Genomic DNA, 15,733 nt, shown 5'->3' on the forward strand with positions numbered 1-15,733 from the left:
CCGCGTCGTCAGGCGACGGCGTACCGGCGGGACCGCAGGTAGAAGGCGGCGAGCGTCACGGCGAGAGCGGTGGCCGGCACGGCGAGGACCGAGCCGACGAGCAGGAGCAGTCCCGCTCCGATGTTCGCGAAACCTCCCGCCGCAGCATCCTGGAGGGTGGTCACGGCGCCGAGGACGATCGTCGCCCCCACGACCAGGTATCCCACCGTCGCGAAGGCGGAGACGACGGTGCTCAACCGGTGCAGCCACACGCCGACGATGCCGGTGACGATGGCGGTGCCGCCGGCGCCGGCGACCACGACGAGCTCGGCGAAGGTGCCGTCTGCTGTCAGCAGGTAGGTCGCGAGTGCCGTGGCTCCGATGGTCAGTGCGAGACCCGATGCGGCCATCAGAGCGGTCGCGAGTGTGATCCTGCTGGTGTTCGTCATGGTGGAGTCCGTTCCCCCGAGCGGTTCCTGCGCGACACGGCCGTCGTGGCGTGGTGTCACCTTAGCCCGTGGCATCCGCCACGCGGAAGCGGTGCTCAGGGCGGCCCGTCGTGCCGTATCGCAGGCTGATCTCCACGAGCCCGCGCGAAGCGAGCGCGGTGAGGTGGCGCTGGGCCGTCGCGCGTGAGATGCCGCTGCGCTCGGCGACCTCGCTCGCCGATGCCTCGCCGTCGGCGAGGGCGCCGAGGATGGTCCGCTCCGTCGCCGACCGCGACACCGACGCCTGGTCGGAGGCAGCGCGCATCGCCGTCGCCGCGCGGTCGATCTGGTCCTGCGTGAGCGGGGCGGCGTCGGAGAGCAGGTTGCGGTAGCGCGCGTACCGGTCGAGGCGATCGGCCAGCGTTCGCGCGTCGAACGGCTTCACGAGGTAGGCGAGGGCGCCGGCGCGGAAGGCGCGCCGCACCGTCCGCGCGTCCGTCGCCGCACTCAGCACGAACGCGTCGACGCCGCACGAGCGCACCACCTCGATGCCGTCCCCGTCGGGCAGGTACACGTCGGCGAGGATCAGGTCGGGGGTGTCGGCCCGCACGGCCGCCAGCGCCTCGGCCGCGGTGCGGACCGGCTCGAGCGCGGTGAATCCGCGCACCCCCGTCACGATGTCGCGGTGCACGCCGGCGACGCGGAAGTCGTCGTCGATGATCAGCACACGGATGTCACTCATCGTCGCTCTCCTCGATCTCACCCGGTCCCGCCGGACCCATCACCGCGGGCAGACGAGCCCCGAAGACCGCGCCGCCGTCGCGGCCGCCCGCGTCGATGATCCAGACCTCGCCCCCGCGTCGCCTCGCGAGCTCACGGGACAGCGGCAGCCCGATGCCGTGGCCGTGCACCGCCGTCTCGGTCTCCGACACCGTGCGCGCGGCGAACACGTCGCCGGGCTCCGTCACGCCGCCTCCCGAATCCGCCACCGTCAGGACGAGCTCGCCCCCGTCGAGCTCGTCGAGGAGGGTCACCTCTACCCAGGCGTCCGCCGACGAGGATGCCGCGGCCGTCACCGCGTTCCCCACGAGGTTCCCGATCACGGCGAGGGTGTCCTCCACCTCGCGCAGCGTGCTGCGCAGCAGGGTGTCGGGCCCAACGCGCAACTCGACGCCGCGTTCGCGGGCGCTCTCGGCCATCGCGCCGAGGAACGACTGCAGGACCGGGTCAGTCACGGCATCCAGCCCGGCCACCCGCAGGTCGACGGCGCCGCGACCCGAGACCTCGCGCAGGAAGTCGCGGGCCTCCTCGCCGCGGCCCGCGTCCAGCAGACCGGATGCCGCGTGCAGGCGATTCGCGAACTCGTGGCGCTGCGCGCGCAGCGCGTCGGTCAGGGTGCGGACGCCGTCGAGACGCTCGGTGAGGGCGAGCAGATCGGTCCGGTCGCGGAGGATCGCCGCGGTGCCGAGCGCGCGGGAACCGCGGCGCACCGAGCGGACGTCGACATAGACGATGCGGTCGCCGACCGCGAGTCCCGACGGCGCGCCCGCCGTGAGCGCATCGCGCACCGACGGGTCGACCGGGACGTCGCGAAGGGCGGTCCCAGGCGCGGCGGCGACGCCCAGCATCCGCGTCGTCGCCTCGCTCCACACGCGCACGGTGCCGTCCGGGTCCACCGCGACGACACCCTCGTCCGCGCTCTCGAACACGGCGGTCTGCGTCTGGACGAGTGCCGCGAGCTCTTCGGGCTGCAGCCCCAGCGTCACGCGCTCGAGCCGCCGACGCATCAGCAGCGCCGCGACCGCGCCGAGGGCGAGGGCCAGCACGACCGCGACGGCGATGCCGGTGAGGAGGGCGGGCAGATCGCGGAACACGCTGGCTCGCTCGAATCCGACGCTCACCTCTCCGACCGGCCGGTCCCCGTCACCGGGCGCGTACACCGGCACCTTGGCGCGTGCGGATTCGCCGAGCGTGCCGGACTCCCACGTCACGACCTCGCGCCCGGCGAGGGCGTCGTCGAAGCTCGTGCTCACGACGTCACCGAGCCGGTCCGGGTCGGGGTGGGCGAGACGGATGCCGTGATCGTCGGTGATCACGACGAACAGCACGTCCGTACGGTCCGAGACGGCGGTGGCGTACCCCTGCAGAGGGCCGCCGAGAAGCTTCGCGGCATCCGGCGTGCCGGGGTCGGCGGAGTATTCCGCGACCAGCTCGCGGACGTCGGGGGTCGCCGCGACGCTCCGGGCGATGTTCAGCGCCGAGGACTCCGCTTCGGCGCGCAGCTGCTGCACCCCGAGGAAGAGGAAGACGCCGGCGCACGCCGCCACGACGCACACCTGCGTGACGAGCTGGAGGACCAGCATCCTGCTCCCGAACCGCACCCGACCACCTCCTGCGCACAATGAGCGAAAGCCACGTTACGCGCACAACGCAGGGGAATGAGCCTTAGCGCGCGCCCTGGTTCACGGCATCCCTACGATCGCGGGACCAGGCACCGAACCCGCCGGAGCCGCTTCACGACGAAGGAGTCGCGATGAGCATCGTGCATACCGAGGCAGTCGAGTACCCCGTGGCGTTCACCCCACCGGACACGATCCTCGTCATCCTCGGGTTCGTGATGGTGCTGACCTTCATGGCGCTGATCATGACCCGGCGCCTCACCCCCATGGTCGCGCTCATCACCGTGCCGACGATCTTCGGCCTCTTCGCCGGCGCGGGTCTCGGCCTCGGCGACATGGTCATCGACGCGATCGGCGACCTCGCCCCCACCGCGGCGCTCCTCATGTTCGCGATCATGTACTTCGGCATCATGATCGACGTCGGGTTGTTCGACCCGCTCATCCGCCTCATCACCCGCCTGCTGGGCGACGACCCCGCCAAGGTCGTGCTCGGCACGGCGATCCTCGCCGGTGCGGTCTCGCTCGACGGCGACGGCTCGACCACCTTCATCATCACGACGTCGGCGATGCTGCCCATCTACCTGCGGCTCGGGATGAGCCCCGTCGTCCTGACCTGTGTCGCGGGCCTCATGAACGGCACGCTGAACATCGTCCCGTGGGGCGGCCCCACGGTGCGCGCCGCCTCGGCGCTCGGCCTGCAGCCGACCGACATCTTCGTCCCCATGCTGCCCTCGCTGGCCACCGGCCTCGTGATCTCCCTGCTGTTCGCCTGGTTCCTGGGGCTCTCCGAGCGTCGCCGCCTGGCCGGATCGGTCGACACGTCGCGTCTCGAGGCCACGGCCGGCGACGGACGCCTCGGCGCTCCCCGCCTGTTCCGCGGCGCCGAGAACAAGCCCGGCGCGCTCGCGCACCTGCGCACGGGCAACATCGTCACCGTTCGCGGCGCCCGCAACGCGGTCGACGCCGCGAAGCTCGTCGACACGGCCGACACCGCGATGGCCGACACCCTGCTCGACCCGAACCGTGCCTCGCTCCGGCCGAAGCTCATCTGGTTCAACCTCGTGCTGACCCTCGCCGTCATGGTGATGCTCGTGCTCGACATCTACCCGCTGGCCTACGTGTTCATGGTCGGTGCGGCCATCGCACTGATCGTGAACTTCCCCCGGCTCAAGACGCAGGCCGATGAGATCGTCGCTCACGCCCCCAGCATCGTCGGCGTCGTCTCGATGGTCCTCGCAGCCGGCGTCCTGGTCGGCGTGCTGAACGGCACCGGCATGGTGTCGGCGATGGCCAGCTGGGTGACCGAGGTCATCCCGCCGTCGCTCGGACCGTTCATGGCCGTGATCACCGGCATCCTGTCGATCCCGTTCACGTTCTTCATGTCGAACGACGCCTTCTACTTCGGCATCCTGCCGATCCTCGCCGAGAGCGCGACGACGTACGGCATCGAACCCGTCGAGATGGCGCGCGCCTCGATCACCGGCCAGCCCGTGCACCTGCAGAGCCCGCTCGTGCCCGCGATTCTGCTGCTCGTCTCGCTCGCAGGCGTCAACCTCGGCGACCACCACAAGAAGGTCCTGTGGCGCGCCGTGGTCGTCTCGCTCGTGATGCTCGCCGTGGGCGTCCTCGTCGGGTCCATCCCGCTGATGGCCTGAGTCCTGGCGCGGGTCAGGCGAACACGCGAGAGGGGCGCATCAGTAGTCGGCTCCGAAGCGGATGCTGCTGGTGACGCCGTGCGGGCCTGCCGCGTCGGCGGCGGCCTCACCGCCGAACAGCACGCGGGAGATTCCCCGGGTGTCGTCGATCATGGCGTCGAGCGCGGTGGCCAGGTCGCCGTCCGTGACGTCTCGGTCGTCGGACACCGCCCGGAGCACCGCGCGTCGGATCACCTCCTTCGCGAAGGATGCGGTGACGCCCTCGGCGCGCTCGGCGGCGCGCTCCAGCGCCTCGGCGGAGAACGGCAGGTCGCTCCCGTACACCTGGAACAGTCGCTGACGGGCGGACAGTTCGGGCAGCGGGATCTCGAGCGCGAGGTCGACCCGGCCAGGGCGTGCGGCGAGGGCCGGCTCGAGGATCTCGGCGCGGTTCGTCGTCAGGACGAAGGCGACGTCGGCGTCGCCGTCCAGACCGTCGAGAGCGTCGAGCACCTCGAACAGCAGCGGCTGCAGTCCGAAGTCGCCCCGATCGGCGGCCACGAGGTCGACGTCTTCGAGGACGACCAGAGCGGGGCTCATCGCACGTGCGAGTGAGGCGGCCTCGCCGATCAGCCCGAGTGCGGCGCCCTGCAGCAACACGACCGTCGTTCCGGGCGTCTCGTGGATGAGGTGGCGGATGGTCAGGGTCTTGCCGGTTCCGGGAGGGCCGTACAGCAGCACGCCCCGCTTGAGGTGCTGGCCGCGGGCACGCAGCTCGTCGGCGCGATCCCCGATCTCGACGACGTGAGCGCGGATGCGGTCGAGCAGGCCCTCGGGCAGGATCACCTGATCTGCGGTGATCGTCGGCCGCTCGAGGAACGTCATGCCCCCGACGCCGCTCGCCCCGTACTCGCTCCGCGCGAAGCTCACGACGTTGCCGCGGACGACGCTGAGCTCGTTCATGAGCCGACGGATCTCGGCCAGAAGCCTGGGCGCGACCTCCGGCGTCGCGGTGATGACGTCGAGTGTCGCCTCGCTGCGGCCGGCCCGCGGGTCGGCAGCCCGTTGCAGCGCCGCGACCGGCACTCCCTCGAAGCGGAAGAGGTGCACTGCAGTCGACTTCGTCTGCCGAGTCGTCGTCGGACCGGTGGCGACGGTCACGTACTCGACCGGGCCCGGCTGGATGCGCGCGTAGGGCGATGCGAGGAGGCCGGCGAACTCCTCGTGCTGCAGGTGCTGCCCACCGCGGATGCCGACGACCTCGGCATCCGTTCCGCCGATCGCATCGACCGCGAGATCCAGGTCGACGAGACGATGCGGCGGGACCGCTTCCGTGACCATCGGCAGTTGGGCCGGGTCAGCGCTCAGGTGGTCGCGCACCCGCTCGCCGAGGGGGGTCAGCGGGGCGGTCTCGACCTCCGGCATCCGATTCACCCGCTGGATGAGGCGGTGGAAGTCGCGGAGGAAGTCGTTGTCACGGGAGTCCATGCCCGCACTCTAGGGGAGTGGGGTGACACGCGAGACTTGCTCAGACCGCGGCGGTCATCCACTCCGAGCGGCGCACACGCCAGCCGAGGGTGCCGAGGCGCGCGAGCATGTAGACGCCGAAGAAGCACGCCGCCAGCCAGGCGAGGCCGCCCGATCCGCCCGGGTGCAGGGCGATCACGATCGCGAGGGCGGGCAGGTACGGCAGGAGGTTGAGGCCGCCGGCGATCGCGAGGTACTTGGCGTCGCCGGCGCCCATGAGCACGCCGTCGAGGACGAACACCACTCCGCACACGGGCTGTGCGATCGCCAGCACGAGAAGGGCGGGCACGATGAGGGCCGCGAGTTCGGGGTCGCCCGTGAAGGCGAGCCCGATCACGCCGGACAGTGCCGCGATGATCACCCCGACGATCACTCCGAACCATGCGCCCCACGCGACCGTCCGGCCGAGGACGCGCCGGACGAACGGTTCGTCGCCGGCTCCGAGCCCGCGCCCGATCAGGGCCTGCGCCGCGATCGCGAGCGCGTCGAGCGCGAAGGCCGCCGTCGAGAAGATCGTGAAGGCGACCTGCCACCCGGCGAGCTCGGCGGTGCCGAGCCCCGTCGCGACCGCGACCGTCGCGAGCAGGGCGACGCGCAGCGACACGGTCCGCAGGAACAGCCACCCACCCGACCGCGCCGATCCGCGCACTCCATCGCGCTGAGGCAGGACGGATGCCGCGTGCCGCCGCGCGAGCCGGCCGATGACGACGACGTAGGCGGCGACCATGCCCCACTGCGCCGCGACGGTGCCGGCGGCGGAGCCCGAGATGCCCCACCCGAACCCGTAGATGAAGAGCCAGTTGAGCAGGGCGTTGGCGCCGAAGCCGAGCCCGGCGATCCAGAGCGGGGTGACGGTGTCCTGCATCCCGCGCAGCAGGCCGGTGGCGGCGAAGACGATGAGCATCGCCGGCAGTCCCCACATCGACAAGCCGAGGTAGGCGATCGCCTGGTCGGTCACATCGGGACCGGCGTCGAAGAGCCCCACGAGCCACGGCGTCGCGAGCGACCCGACGAGGGCGAGCAGTGCGCCGAGCCCGAGCGCGAGCCACAGGCCGTCGATGCCGACGCTCACGGCGCTCTTGCGGTCGCCGGCTCCGAAGCGACGAGCGACGGCGGGCGTCGTCGAATAGGCGAGGAAGACCATCAGCCCGACGATCGTCTGCAGGATGGCCCCGGCGATGCCGAGACCCGCGAGCGGAATGACGCCGAGGTGGCCGATCAGGGCGGCATCCACGATCAGGAACATCGGCTCGGCGACCAGCGCGCCGAGCGCGGGCACGGCGAGGCGCAGGATCTCGCGGTTCAGGGTCGGCGCAGGCATGATTTTCAGCCTAGGGGTGACGAGTGGCTCAGCCCGCCCGGCGGTCAGCGAGCGCCGGGCTCGTACCGCCGGGGCTCGTGCGTGCGGGCGACGAGGTCCCGCAGGGCTTCGAGCGAGCCCGAGACGAGCCCCGCGGCCCGCGCCTGCACGAGGATGTTGCCGAGCGCGGTCGCCTCGACCGGGCCCGCGAGCACCGGGACGCCCGCCCGATCGGCGGTGCGCCGGCACAGCAGCTCATTGAGCGACCCGCCGCCGACGATGTGGATGACGCGCACGTCGACCCCGCCGATCCGGCCGGCCTCGTGCGCGGCGTCGGCGAAGGCCTGCGCCAGCGATTCGATGATGCTCCGGGCGATCTCGGCCCGGCTCTGCGGGGCGGCGACGCCGTGCTCCTCGCACCACGCCGCGATGCGCGCCGGCATGTCGCCCGGGGGCAGGAACCGCGCGTCGTCGACGTCGAACACGGCGACCGGGCCGGGCACATCGGCCGCGGCAGCCAGCAGTTCGGCGAGCTCGGTCTCGTGCCCCTCGCGCTGCCAGCCGCGGACGGTCTCGCTGAGGATCCAGAGACCCATGACGTTGCGGAGCAGTCGGGTGCGTCCGTCGACGCCGCCCTCGTTCGTGAACTTCGCCTCGCGGGCCGCGTCGGTCAGCACCGGGCGGTCGACCTCGACGCCCACGAGTCCCCACGTGCCGCACGAGATGTAGGCGGCATCGCCCGACGCCATCGGTACGGCGACGACGGCGGATGCCGTGTCGTGCGACCCGACGGCGGTCACGGCGGCCCGCGGTGCGCCGAGGTTCGCCGCGACCTCGGCGGTGAGGGATCCGAGTGTCTCGCCGGGGGAGATGAGCGGGGTCAGCAGGTGCTGGGGGATGCCGAGGGCGGCCGCCAGGTCGGCATCCCATTCCCCCGTGTCGGCGCGCAGGAGACCGGTCGTCGACGCGTTCGTCCGTTCGGTGCGCGCCTGGCCGGTGAGCCAGTACCCGATGAGGTCGGGGATGAGCAGGGCGTGCTCGGCGAGGCGCAGCACGGAACGGTCCTCGGCGGCGAACTGGTAGAGCGTGTTGAACGGCAGGAACTGCAGGCCGTTGCGGGCGAACAGCGCCTCGTGCGGGTGAGAGGCGTGCACCGCCTCGACGCCGCGCGTCGTGCGCTCGTCGCGGTAGTGGAACGGCTCGCCGAGCAGGCGCGAGCGCGAGATGAGGCCGTAGTCGACGGCCCAGGAGTCCACGCCGATGCTCGCGACGTCGTCGCGCAGCGCCTCGCGGAGTCCGTCGAGTACCGAGCCGTAGAGGCCCAGGATGTTCCAGTGCAGGCCGTCCGAGATCCGCACGGGGTCGTTCGCGAACCGCGCGACCGTCGTCGTCTCGAGCGTGTCGGAGCCGACGTTGCCGACGATCACCCGACCGCTCGTCGCGCCCAGGTCGACGGCGACGACGGTGCCCCCCGCGGTGCTCACGGGGTGAGGGCCGCCAGGCGCGCGGCGAAGCGGGCCAGCGTGAGGGATGCGGCATCCCCCTCGTCGGGACGGTTGAGGTGGCCGTGGTCGGTGCCGGGCTCGATCACGTGCGCGACGTCGCGGCCGGCTTCGGTGAGGGTCCGCGCGAAGTGCTCGCTCGATACGCGGAGCTCGTCGACGTCGCCGGCGACGATGAGCGTCGGCGGGAACTCGGCGAGGTCCGCGTGAGTCGCGAGCCCCGGGATGGCCGCCAGCGGCGCGTCGACGACCGATCCGCCGAGGTAGTTCTCGTACATGCCGCGAACGGCATCCGGCCCGAACCGGTCGGCCGCGGGTCGGGCGTCGAGCGCGGCGCGGAGCTCGCCCTCGGGTGCGGCCTGCTCGGCCAGCAGCGTCGGGTAGGCGAGCAGGACGAGCGCGGGCAGGTGTCGATCGTTCTGGATGAGGCGCAGGACCGCCCCGGTCGCGATGTTCGCGCCGGCGCTCGCGCCGCCGATCGCGAGCCGAGCCGGATCCACGCCGAGCGTCGCGGCCTCGGTCAGCAGCCAGTCCCAGGCCGCAAGGGTGTCGTCAGATGCCGCGGGGAACCCCGCGCGCTCGCGCCCGGGTTCGGTCGCGGGAGCCTCCCACCCGTCGGGCAGCGGCGCCAGGCGGTAGTCGACGGAGACGACCGTGGTCCCGGCATCCGCCAACGTCCGTGCGACGTGGTCGGCCTCGGGCATGTCGATGTCGCCGGCGGCGAACCCGCCGCCGTGCAGCCACACCAGTCCCGGGGTCGGGCGCTCGAGGATGCGGGCGGGGTAGACGCGGACGAGGCCGCCGGCAGCGCCGTAGGGGGTGGGGATGTCGCTCATCGGTCGATCATGCACCCCAGCCGGCCTGCGTGCCGCCGACGCGCTCGTCGGCGATCTTCTGCAGGTGACCGGATGCCGCGAACGCGGCCATCGGGTCGGCGGGAAGCCCGCGCGACTCGCGCCACTCGGCGAGGGCGGGGCGGACGTCGGTGTAGAAGGCGTCCATGAGGATGCCGTTGGCGCCGAGCACGTCGTTGGCCTGCTGCGCGGCATCCAGGGCGTCGCGGTCGATGAGCAGGGCGCGCGCCGTCATCTCCTGGACATTGAGCACCGAGCGGATCTGGCCGGGGATCTTGTCCTCGATGTTGTGGCACTGGTCGAGCATGAAGGCGACGTCGGGGTTGCCCAGTCCGCCGCCGCGGACGACCTCGGTGAGGATCCGGAACAGCTGGAACGGGTCGGCCGAGCCCACGATGAGGTCGTCGTCGGCGTAGAAGCGCGAGTTGAAGTCGAAGGACCCGAGCTTTCCAAGACGGAGGAGCTGCATGACGATGAACTCGATGTTGGTGCCGGGGGCGTGGTGGCCGGTGTCGAGGCAGACCATCGCCTTGTCGCCGAGGGCGGCGACCTGGGCGTAGGACGTGCCCCAGTCGGGAACGTCGGTGTGGTAGAACGACGGCTCGAAGAACTTGTACTCGAGGACGAGACGCTGCGCGTCGCCGAGGCGGGCGTAGATCTGCTGCAGCGAGTCCTGCAAGCGGTCCTGGCGTCCGCGCATGTCGTTCTGGCCGGGGTAGTTCGATCCCTCGGCGAGCCAGATCTTGAGGTCGCGCGACCCCGTCTCGTGCATGATGTCGATGCACTCGAGGTGGTGGTCGATCGCCTTGCGGCGGATCGCCTCGTCGTGATGGGTGAGTGCGCCGAACTTGTAGTCCTCGTCCTGGAACGTGTTCGAGTTGACGGTGCCCAGCTGCACGCCGAGGTCCTCGGCATGGCGGCGGAGGGCGGCGTAGTCGTCGACCTTGTCCCACGGGATGTGCAGCGCGACGGTCGGAGCCAGCGCGGTGTAGCGGTTGACCTCGGCGGCGTCCGCGATCTTCTCGAACGGATCGCGCGGCGTGCCGGCCGTCGCGAAGACGCGGAACCGGGTGCCGGAGTTGCCGAACGCCCAGCTGGGCAGTTCGATGGCCTGCCCCTCGAGCTGGGTGAGGATGTGGTGTGACAGCGTCGTCATGAGGGGTCGCTTTCTGAGGGGGCGTCGGCGGTGGCCGCCAACTGGTCGTGCAGGTTGAAGACTTCGGCGAGTGGGGTCGCCGCCTGGTCGGGGCGGCCCTCGAGGCCGACGAAGTAGCGGGCCATCTCGGCCTCCCAGCGTGCGGCGACGGGGGAGGCGGCGAGGTAGGCCTGCGCCGCGGTGTCGTCGTCGACCTCGTAGTAGCCGAACAGGCGCCCGCCGTCGCCGAGGAACAGGGAGTAGTTGCGACGACCGGATGCCTCGATCTCGGCGAGCATCTCGGGCCAGACGGGCGTGTGGCGCGCGACGTATTCGTCGATCAGGGCAGGGTCGATCTGCAGCTGGAAGGCGACGCGGATCATGTCACTCCTTCGTGAGGCCGGTGCATCGTCGGGGAAGCGTTTCGTGAAACGATTCAAGATTCAGAACAGTAACGTGGGTCCGAAGCATCCGTCAAGGCAGGTCATGTGGCAGTCAGTGTGAAGGACGTCGCTCGCGCGGCAGGAGTGTCGGTGGGGACCGTGTCGAACGTCCTCAACCGGCCGGCGAAGGTATCCCCGGCGACCGTGGAACGCGTGCACGCGGCCATCTCCGCGCTCGGGTTCGTCCGCAACGACGCCGCGCGCCAACTGCGCGCCGGACGCAGTCGCACCGTCGGGCTCGTCGTCCTCGATACGGCCAACCCGTTCTTCGCCGAAGTCGCCCGCGGCGCCGAAGAGCGCGCCGCCGCGCACGGCGTGACGATCCTCCTCGGCAGCAGCGGGCAGGATGCCGCCCGCGAGAACGCCTACCTCGACCTGTTCCGCGAGCAGCGCGTCAACGGCGTGCTCCTCACCCCGTTGGCCCTCGACGACGCACGCGCCGAGACGCTCGAGACCGCCGGCGTCCCGATCGTCCTCCTGGACGCCGAAGCGGACGGCGACCTGCCGTCCGTGGCCGTCGACGACGTCGAGGGCGGATACCTCGCCGTCCAGCACCTGTTGCAGCAGGGGCGTCGCCGCATCCTGTTCGCCGGGGGACCGGCATCCGTCCGCCAGGTGGCGGACCGTCTCGACGGGGCGCGGCGCGCGCTCGCCGAGGTGCCCGAGGCGTCGCTCGAGGTCGCCGCGACCGACGAGCTCACGGTGCTCGCGGGGCGGCTCGTCGGCGAGCAGCTCGCCCGACGCGACGCGGCCGAGCGGCCCGACGGCGTGTTCTGCGCGAACGACCTGCTGGCCGTCGGGGTGCTGCAGGGTGCCGGCATCCTCGGTTCGTTGCGCGTCCCCGAGGACCTCGCCCTCATCGGCTACGACGACATCGATTTCGCGCAGTCGACGGTCGTTCCGCTCAGCTCGATCCGTCAGCCCGCGCGCGAGATCGGCGCCGCCGCCGTCGACGCGCTGTTCGCCCTGCTGGAGGATCCGGATGCCGAGCCGCAGCGCATCCGCTTCCGCCCCGAACTCGTCGTCCGGGCGTCGACCGGGGGCTGAGGCGCGGGCGACCGGGTGTCAGCGCGCGGCTGAGCGCACCAGCGAGGTCAGGAGCGCTGCCGCGTACTCGCGGTTGTCGGCGGTGATGGCGGGCACCGCCGGGGCGCGATGGTCCGACGCGATGCGGAAGCCGTTGGCCTCGGCATCCCACGTGATCTCCGTGATGTCGGCGAGCGGCGTCCGGTGCACGTCCTCCATCAGGTCGCGCGAGTAGAGCGCGGCGTCGGTGATCGCGATGCCGTAGACGCCGGCGAGTGTGGCGCTCGACAGCGAAGCGAGGGGGCGGTCGGATGCCGGGAGTTTCCACTTCGCGGAGAGCTTGGCGAGGTGCTTCGCGTCCTTGGGTCGCGAGGGAAGCGAGAAGTCGGTGGACAGCCTGCTGGCGAGCACCAGCTCTTCGACGGTGGCGGGCGCCTCGGCCGGCGGGTCGGTCACGGCGACCGTCCCGCGCACCGTGTCGACTACGGCGGCCAGATAGCGCGCGACCGCAGGACGGTCGTCGGGTGCCAGCACCCGCTCGGTCGGGGCGAGATCGACCGGGGCGTCGCGCACGCGCAGGGCGGTCCCCTCGATCCGGATCTCGGACGTCCCCAGTGAGGCGAGGCTGAGGGGGATCGCGTCGAGGTCGTCGACGCCCTCGACGTAGAGGGAGCGATCGGTCACGAGCACACCGCGGGAGTGGCGCCGGCCGAGCAGATCGAGGGTGTGGAAGCCCCAGAACAGGACCGGTAGATCTCCGTCCGAGACGGCTCCGCGCAGGTACATCTGCTCGACCGCCTTCCAGAACACGGCTTCGGCGTCGGCGTAGTCGGGGTGGTCGGTCTGGCCGGCGCGGAACACCAGCCGGCTGATCGCCTCGGGCGTCTCGACCGCCGACACCTCGGCGATCAGGCGGTCGAACAGCTCCCGCCTGCCGGGGCTGAGGGTCTGGAGGTACTCGGTGAGGTTGCTCGGCCCAGGCATGGCTCGTCCCGTCGTCGGTTCCGGATGTCGTGGCCATTGTGGCCGGTCCCGGGGTTTCGCGGGAAGGGGAGGCGCGAGCGCTCCCGTGCCCCCATTGACACGATTCAACGCCGCGCCTAGGCTCGGCGGACGACTGGGGAAAACGCATTCCATCACGAGTTCAAGGGTGAACAGCATGAGAAGACCCGTCCGCACATCCGTCGTCGCCGCGCTCGCCGCAGCGGCCCTCCTCATCCCGGCTCAGGCCGCGATGGCGCACCCCGGCCATGGGCCGGGAAAGCCGAAGCCCGGCACGTCGCCACAGCTCGAGAAGCTCGACCGCGGCCTCGTCGCTCTTCCGGGCGAGGACGGTGTCCACCTCACGTGGCGCCTGTTCAAGAGCGAGGCGACCGGCGCGTCGGCGACGGGCCTCACCGGCACCGACTTCGTCGTGAAGCGCGACGGCAAGCGCGTCGCGACCGTGACGGACTCGACGACCTACGTCGACCCGGACGGCACCGACCGTTCGACCTACACGGTCTCGCCGCTGCAGGGCAAGCGCGAGGGCAAGCCGTCCGAGAGGGCGACCGTGCAGGGGTCGCCGTTCCTCGACATCCCGCTCACGAAGCCGGCTGACGGCGTGACCCCCGCGGGTGAGGCGTACACGTATTCGGCGAACGACGTCTCGGTGGGCGACGTGGACGGCGACGGCGCGTACGAGTACGTCGTGAAGTGGGACCCGTCGAACTCGAAAGACGTCTCGCAGGTCGGCTACACGGGCCCGGTCTACATTGACACGTACGAGCTCGACGGCACGCTGCTGAACCGCATCGACCTCGGTGTGAACATCCGCGCCGGCGCGCACTACACGCAGTTCCTCGTCTACGACTTCGACGGCAACGGCAAGGCCGAGATCATGATGAAGACGGCGCCGGGCACGAAGAGCACGGAGTTCAAGAAGGGCAAGGCGAAGAAGGCCGAGTACGTCACGATGCCGAAGGCCGACCGCAAGGCCGGCTACTCGCACTCCGACGACTACCGGTTGAGCGCCGACGACTACGCCGCGCACCTCGCTGGCGTGTTCCAGGGCTGGTCGGATCGCCCCGAGGTCGTCTCGGGTCAGTGGCCCGCCACGATCGAAGAGGCGCTCGGCACCGAACCGACGCACGACTACCCGCTGTCCCGTGCTGACGCCGAGGAGCTCGTCGACTACTTCATCGACGTCTACGCCCCCTCGCGTTCCGCCCGCAACGTGCTGCGGAACTTCGAGGGCTTCATCGTCGACGGCCCCGAGTACCTGACGGTGTTCGAGGGCAAGACCGGCAAGGAACTCGAGACGGTCCGCTACGAGCCGGGCCGCGGTGACGACGGCCTGCTCTGGGGCGACTACGCGATGTCGCGCATCGAGCCGGGCAACCGCGTCGACCGCTTCCTGTCGGGCGTCGCCTACCTCGACGGAAAGCGTCCGTCGGCGGTGTTCGCCCGCGGCTACTACACGCGCTCGACCGTCGCGACGTACGACTGGAACGGCAAGCACCTGACGAAGCGCTGGTTCGTCGACAGTGGCCACGTGCCGATGACGAACCCGTTCAACGACGGCCCGCACGGCCGCGACGGGACCGATCCCGAGTACGGCACGCTCACGACGCAGGGCTTCCACAGCTTGAGCGCCGCCGACGTCGACGGTGACGGCAAGCAGGAGATCGTCTACGGCTCCGCGACCCTCGACGACGACGGCAGCCTGCTCTACTCCTCGTTCGACACGATGCCCCCCGGCAGCGCGACGCCCGGCGAGAACGTGCGCCTCGGTCACGGTGACGCGATGCACGTCGGCGACTTCGACCCGGGCCGCCCCGGCAAGGAGATCTTCACCGTCCACGAGGGCGGCGCGTACGCCCCGTACGGGACGGCGATGCGGGATGCCGCAACGGGCGAGGTGCTCTTCGGCGCCTATTCGGGCAAGGACACCGGCCGCGGGATGGTCGGTGACGTCCGCCCGGACGTCCCGGGCATCGAGGCGTGGTCGAGCATGCCGGCGGGAACGGATGCCTCCGGCCTCCTCTCCGCGGACGGCGACGTCCTGCAGTCCACCAACCCCGGCACGAACATGTCGATCCGCTGGGCCGGCGACCTGACGACGCAGATCGTGAACGGCGCGCAGACCGTGACCCCGACGATCGACGACTGGACGCGCGGGACGATGCTCACGGCATCCGGCACCCTCACCAACAACGGCACGAAGGGCAACCCGTCGCTGGTGGCGGACGTCCTCGGCGACTGGCGTGAGGAACTGCTCGTGCGGACGGCCGACTCGTCGGCGCTGCGCATGTACATCTCGACCGAGCCGACCGAGCACAAGCTCTACACGCTCATGCACGACCCGCAGTACCGGGCCGAGATCGCGCGTCAGCAGACGACGTACAACCAGCCCGCGTACACGGACTTCTACCTCGCGTCCGACATGTCGTTCGCGAAGGTGCCGCTGCGCTGAGTGGTGACGTGAGAGGGGGCGGATGCCGGTGGCATCCGCCCCCTCTTCGTGT

13 protein-coding genes are annotated in these 15,733 nt (G+C 71.2%); 3 read left to right on the top strand and 10 right to left on the bottom strand.

Annotation, left to right across the window (positions count from 1 at the left end):
- Positions 1 to 8: 8 nt before the first annotated feature.
- The 3 genes from AC4NN1_RS11400 to AC4NN1_RS11410 all read right to left on the bottom strand — a co-directional run bounded on the left by AC4NN1_RS11400 (position 9) and on the right by AC4NN1_RS11410 (position 2,770).
- Entirely contained in the window at positions 9 to 428 is a 420-nt protein-coding gene (locus tag AC4NN1_RS11400; RefSeq protein ID WP_491955372.1) for a hypothetical protein, read from the bottom strand.
- Between the two features lie 61 nt (positions 429 to 489).
- Positions 490 to 1,149: a response regulator gene (locus tag AC4NN1_RS11405; RefSeq protein WP_491955373.1), complete on the bottom strand. Its 660-nt coding sequence runs from the start codon at positions 1,147 to 1,149 to the stop codon at positions 490 to 492.
- Entirely contained in the window at positions 1,142 to 2,770 is a 1,629-nt protein-coding gene (locus AC4NN1_RS11410) for a sensor histidine kinase (protein WP_491955374.1), read from the bottom strand. The genes AC4NN1_RS11405 and AC4NN1_RS11410 overlap by 8 nt, the downstream gene beginning before the upstream one ends.
- A 170-nt stretch (positions 2,771 to 2,940) precedes the next feature.
- On the opposite strand from AC4NN1_RS11410, the gene AC4NN1_RS11415 reads away from it, so the two are divergent.
- Positions 2,941 to 4,461, top strand: coding sequence for a CitMHS family transporter (locus tag AC4NN1_RS11415; protein ID WP_491955375.1), 1,521 nt, complete (start codon positions 2,941 to 2,943; stop codon positions 4,459 to 4,461).
- Between the two features lie 39 nt (positions 4,462 to 4,500).
- Here the strand turns inward: AC4NN1_RS11415 and AC4NN1_RS11420 are convergent, their stop codons facing one another.
- From AC4NN1_RS11420 to AC4NN1_RS11445, 6 genes are read right to left on the bottom strand one after another with little or no spacing between them, the layout of a single operon-like run.
- A complete protein-coding gene (locus tag AC4NN1_RS11420; protein ID WP_363455195.1) occupies positions 4,501 to 5,928 on the bottom strand; it encodes an AAA family ATPase in 1,428 nt (475 codons plus the stop codon).
- Positions 5,929 to 5,968: 40 nt separating this feature from the next.
- Positions 5,969 to 7,288: an MATE family efflux transporter gene (locus AC4NN1_RS11425; protein ID WP_311868156.1), complete on the bottom strand. Its 1,320-nt coding sequence runs from the start codon at positions 7,286 to 7,288 to the stop codon at positions 5,969 to 5,971.
- A 44-nt stretch (positions 7,289 to 7,332) separates the two neighbouring features.
- Entirely contained in the window at positions 7,333 to 8,751 is a 1,419-nt protein-coding gene (locus tag AC4NN1_RS11430; protein ID WP_491955376.1) for a rhamnulokinase, read from the bottom strand.
- The gene (locus AC4NN1_RS11435; protein ID WP_491955377.1) at positions 8,748 to 9,605 is read right to left on the bottom strand and encodes an alpha/beta hydrolase; all 858 of its coding nucleotides are present in this window, start codon (positions 9,603 to 9,605) and stop codon (positions 8,748 to 8,750) included. Before AC4NN1_RS11435 ends, AC4NN1_RS11430 begins: the two co-directional genes overlap by 4 nt.
- A gap of 7 nt (positions 9,606 to 9,612) precedes the next feature.
- Positions 9,613 to 10,779, bottom strand: a complete 1,167-nt coding sequence (gene rhaI, locus AC4NN1_RS11440; RefSeq protein ID WP_491955378.1) for an L-rhamnose isomerase — start codon at positions 10,777 to 10,779, stop codon at positions 9,613 to 9,615.
- Positions 10,776 to 11,141, bottom strand: a complete 366-nt coding sequence (locus tag AC4NN1_RS11445; protein WP_116227599.1) for an L-rhamnose mutarotase — start codon at positions 11,139 to 11,141, stop codon at positions 10,776 to 10,778. The genes rhaI and AC4NN1_RS11445 overlap by 4 nt, the downstream gene beginning before the upstream one ends.
- 105 nt (positions 11,142 to 11,246) lie before the next feature.
- Here AC4NN1_RS11445 and AC4NN1_RS11450 point away from each other — a divergent pair, with 105 nt between their 5' ends.
- A complete protein-coding gene (locus AC4NN1_RS11450; RefSeq protein ID WP_491955379.1) occupies positions 11,247 to 12,248 on the top strand; it encodes a LacI family DNA-binding transcriptional regulator in 1,002 nt (333 codons plus the stop codon).
- 18 nt (positions 12,249 to 12,266) lie between these two features.
- On the opposite strand, the gene AC4NN1_RS11455 is transcribed toward AC4NN1_RS11450, so the two are convergent.
- A complete protein-coding gene (locus tag AC4NN1_RS11455) occupies positions 12,267 to 13,211 on the bottom strand; it encodes a hypothetical protein (RefSeq protein WP_491955380.1) in 945 nt (314 codons plus the stop codon).
- Between the two features lie 175 nt (positions 13,212 to 13,386).
- On the opposite strand from AC4NN1_RS11455, the gene AC4NN1_RS11460 reads away from it, so the two are divergent.
- Entirely contained in the window at positions 13,387 to 15,681 is a 2,295-nt protein-coding gene (locus tag AC4NN1_RS11460; protein WP_491955381.1) for a rhamnogalacturonan lyase, read from the top strand.
- Positions 15,682 to 15,733: the final 52 nt, after the last annotated feature.

The organism is Microbacterium sp. MDV22-iso44 (genome assembly GCF_058629135.1).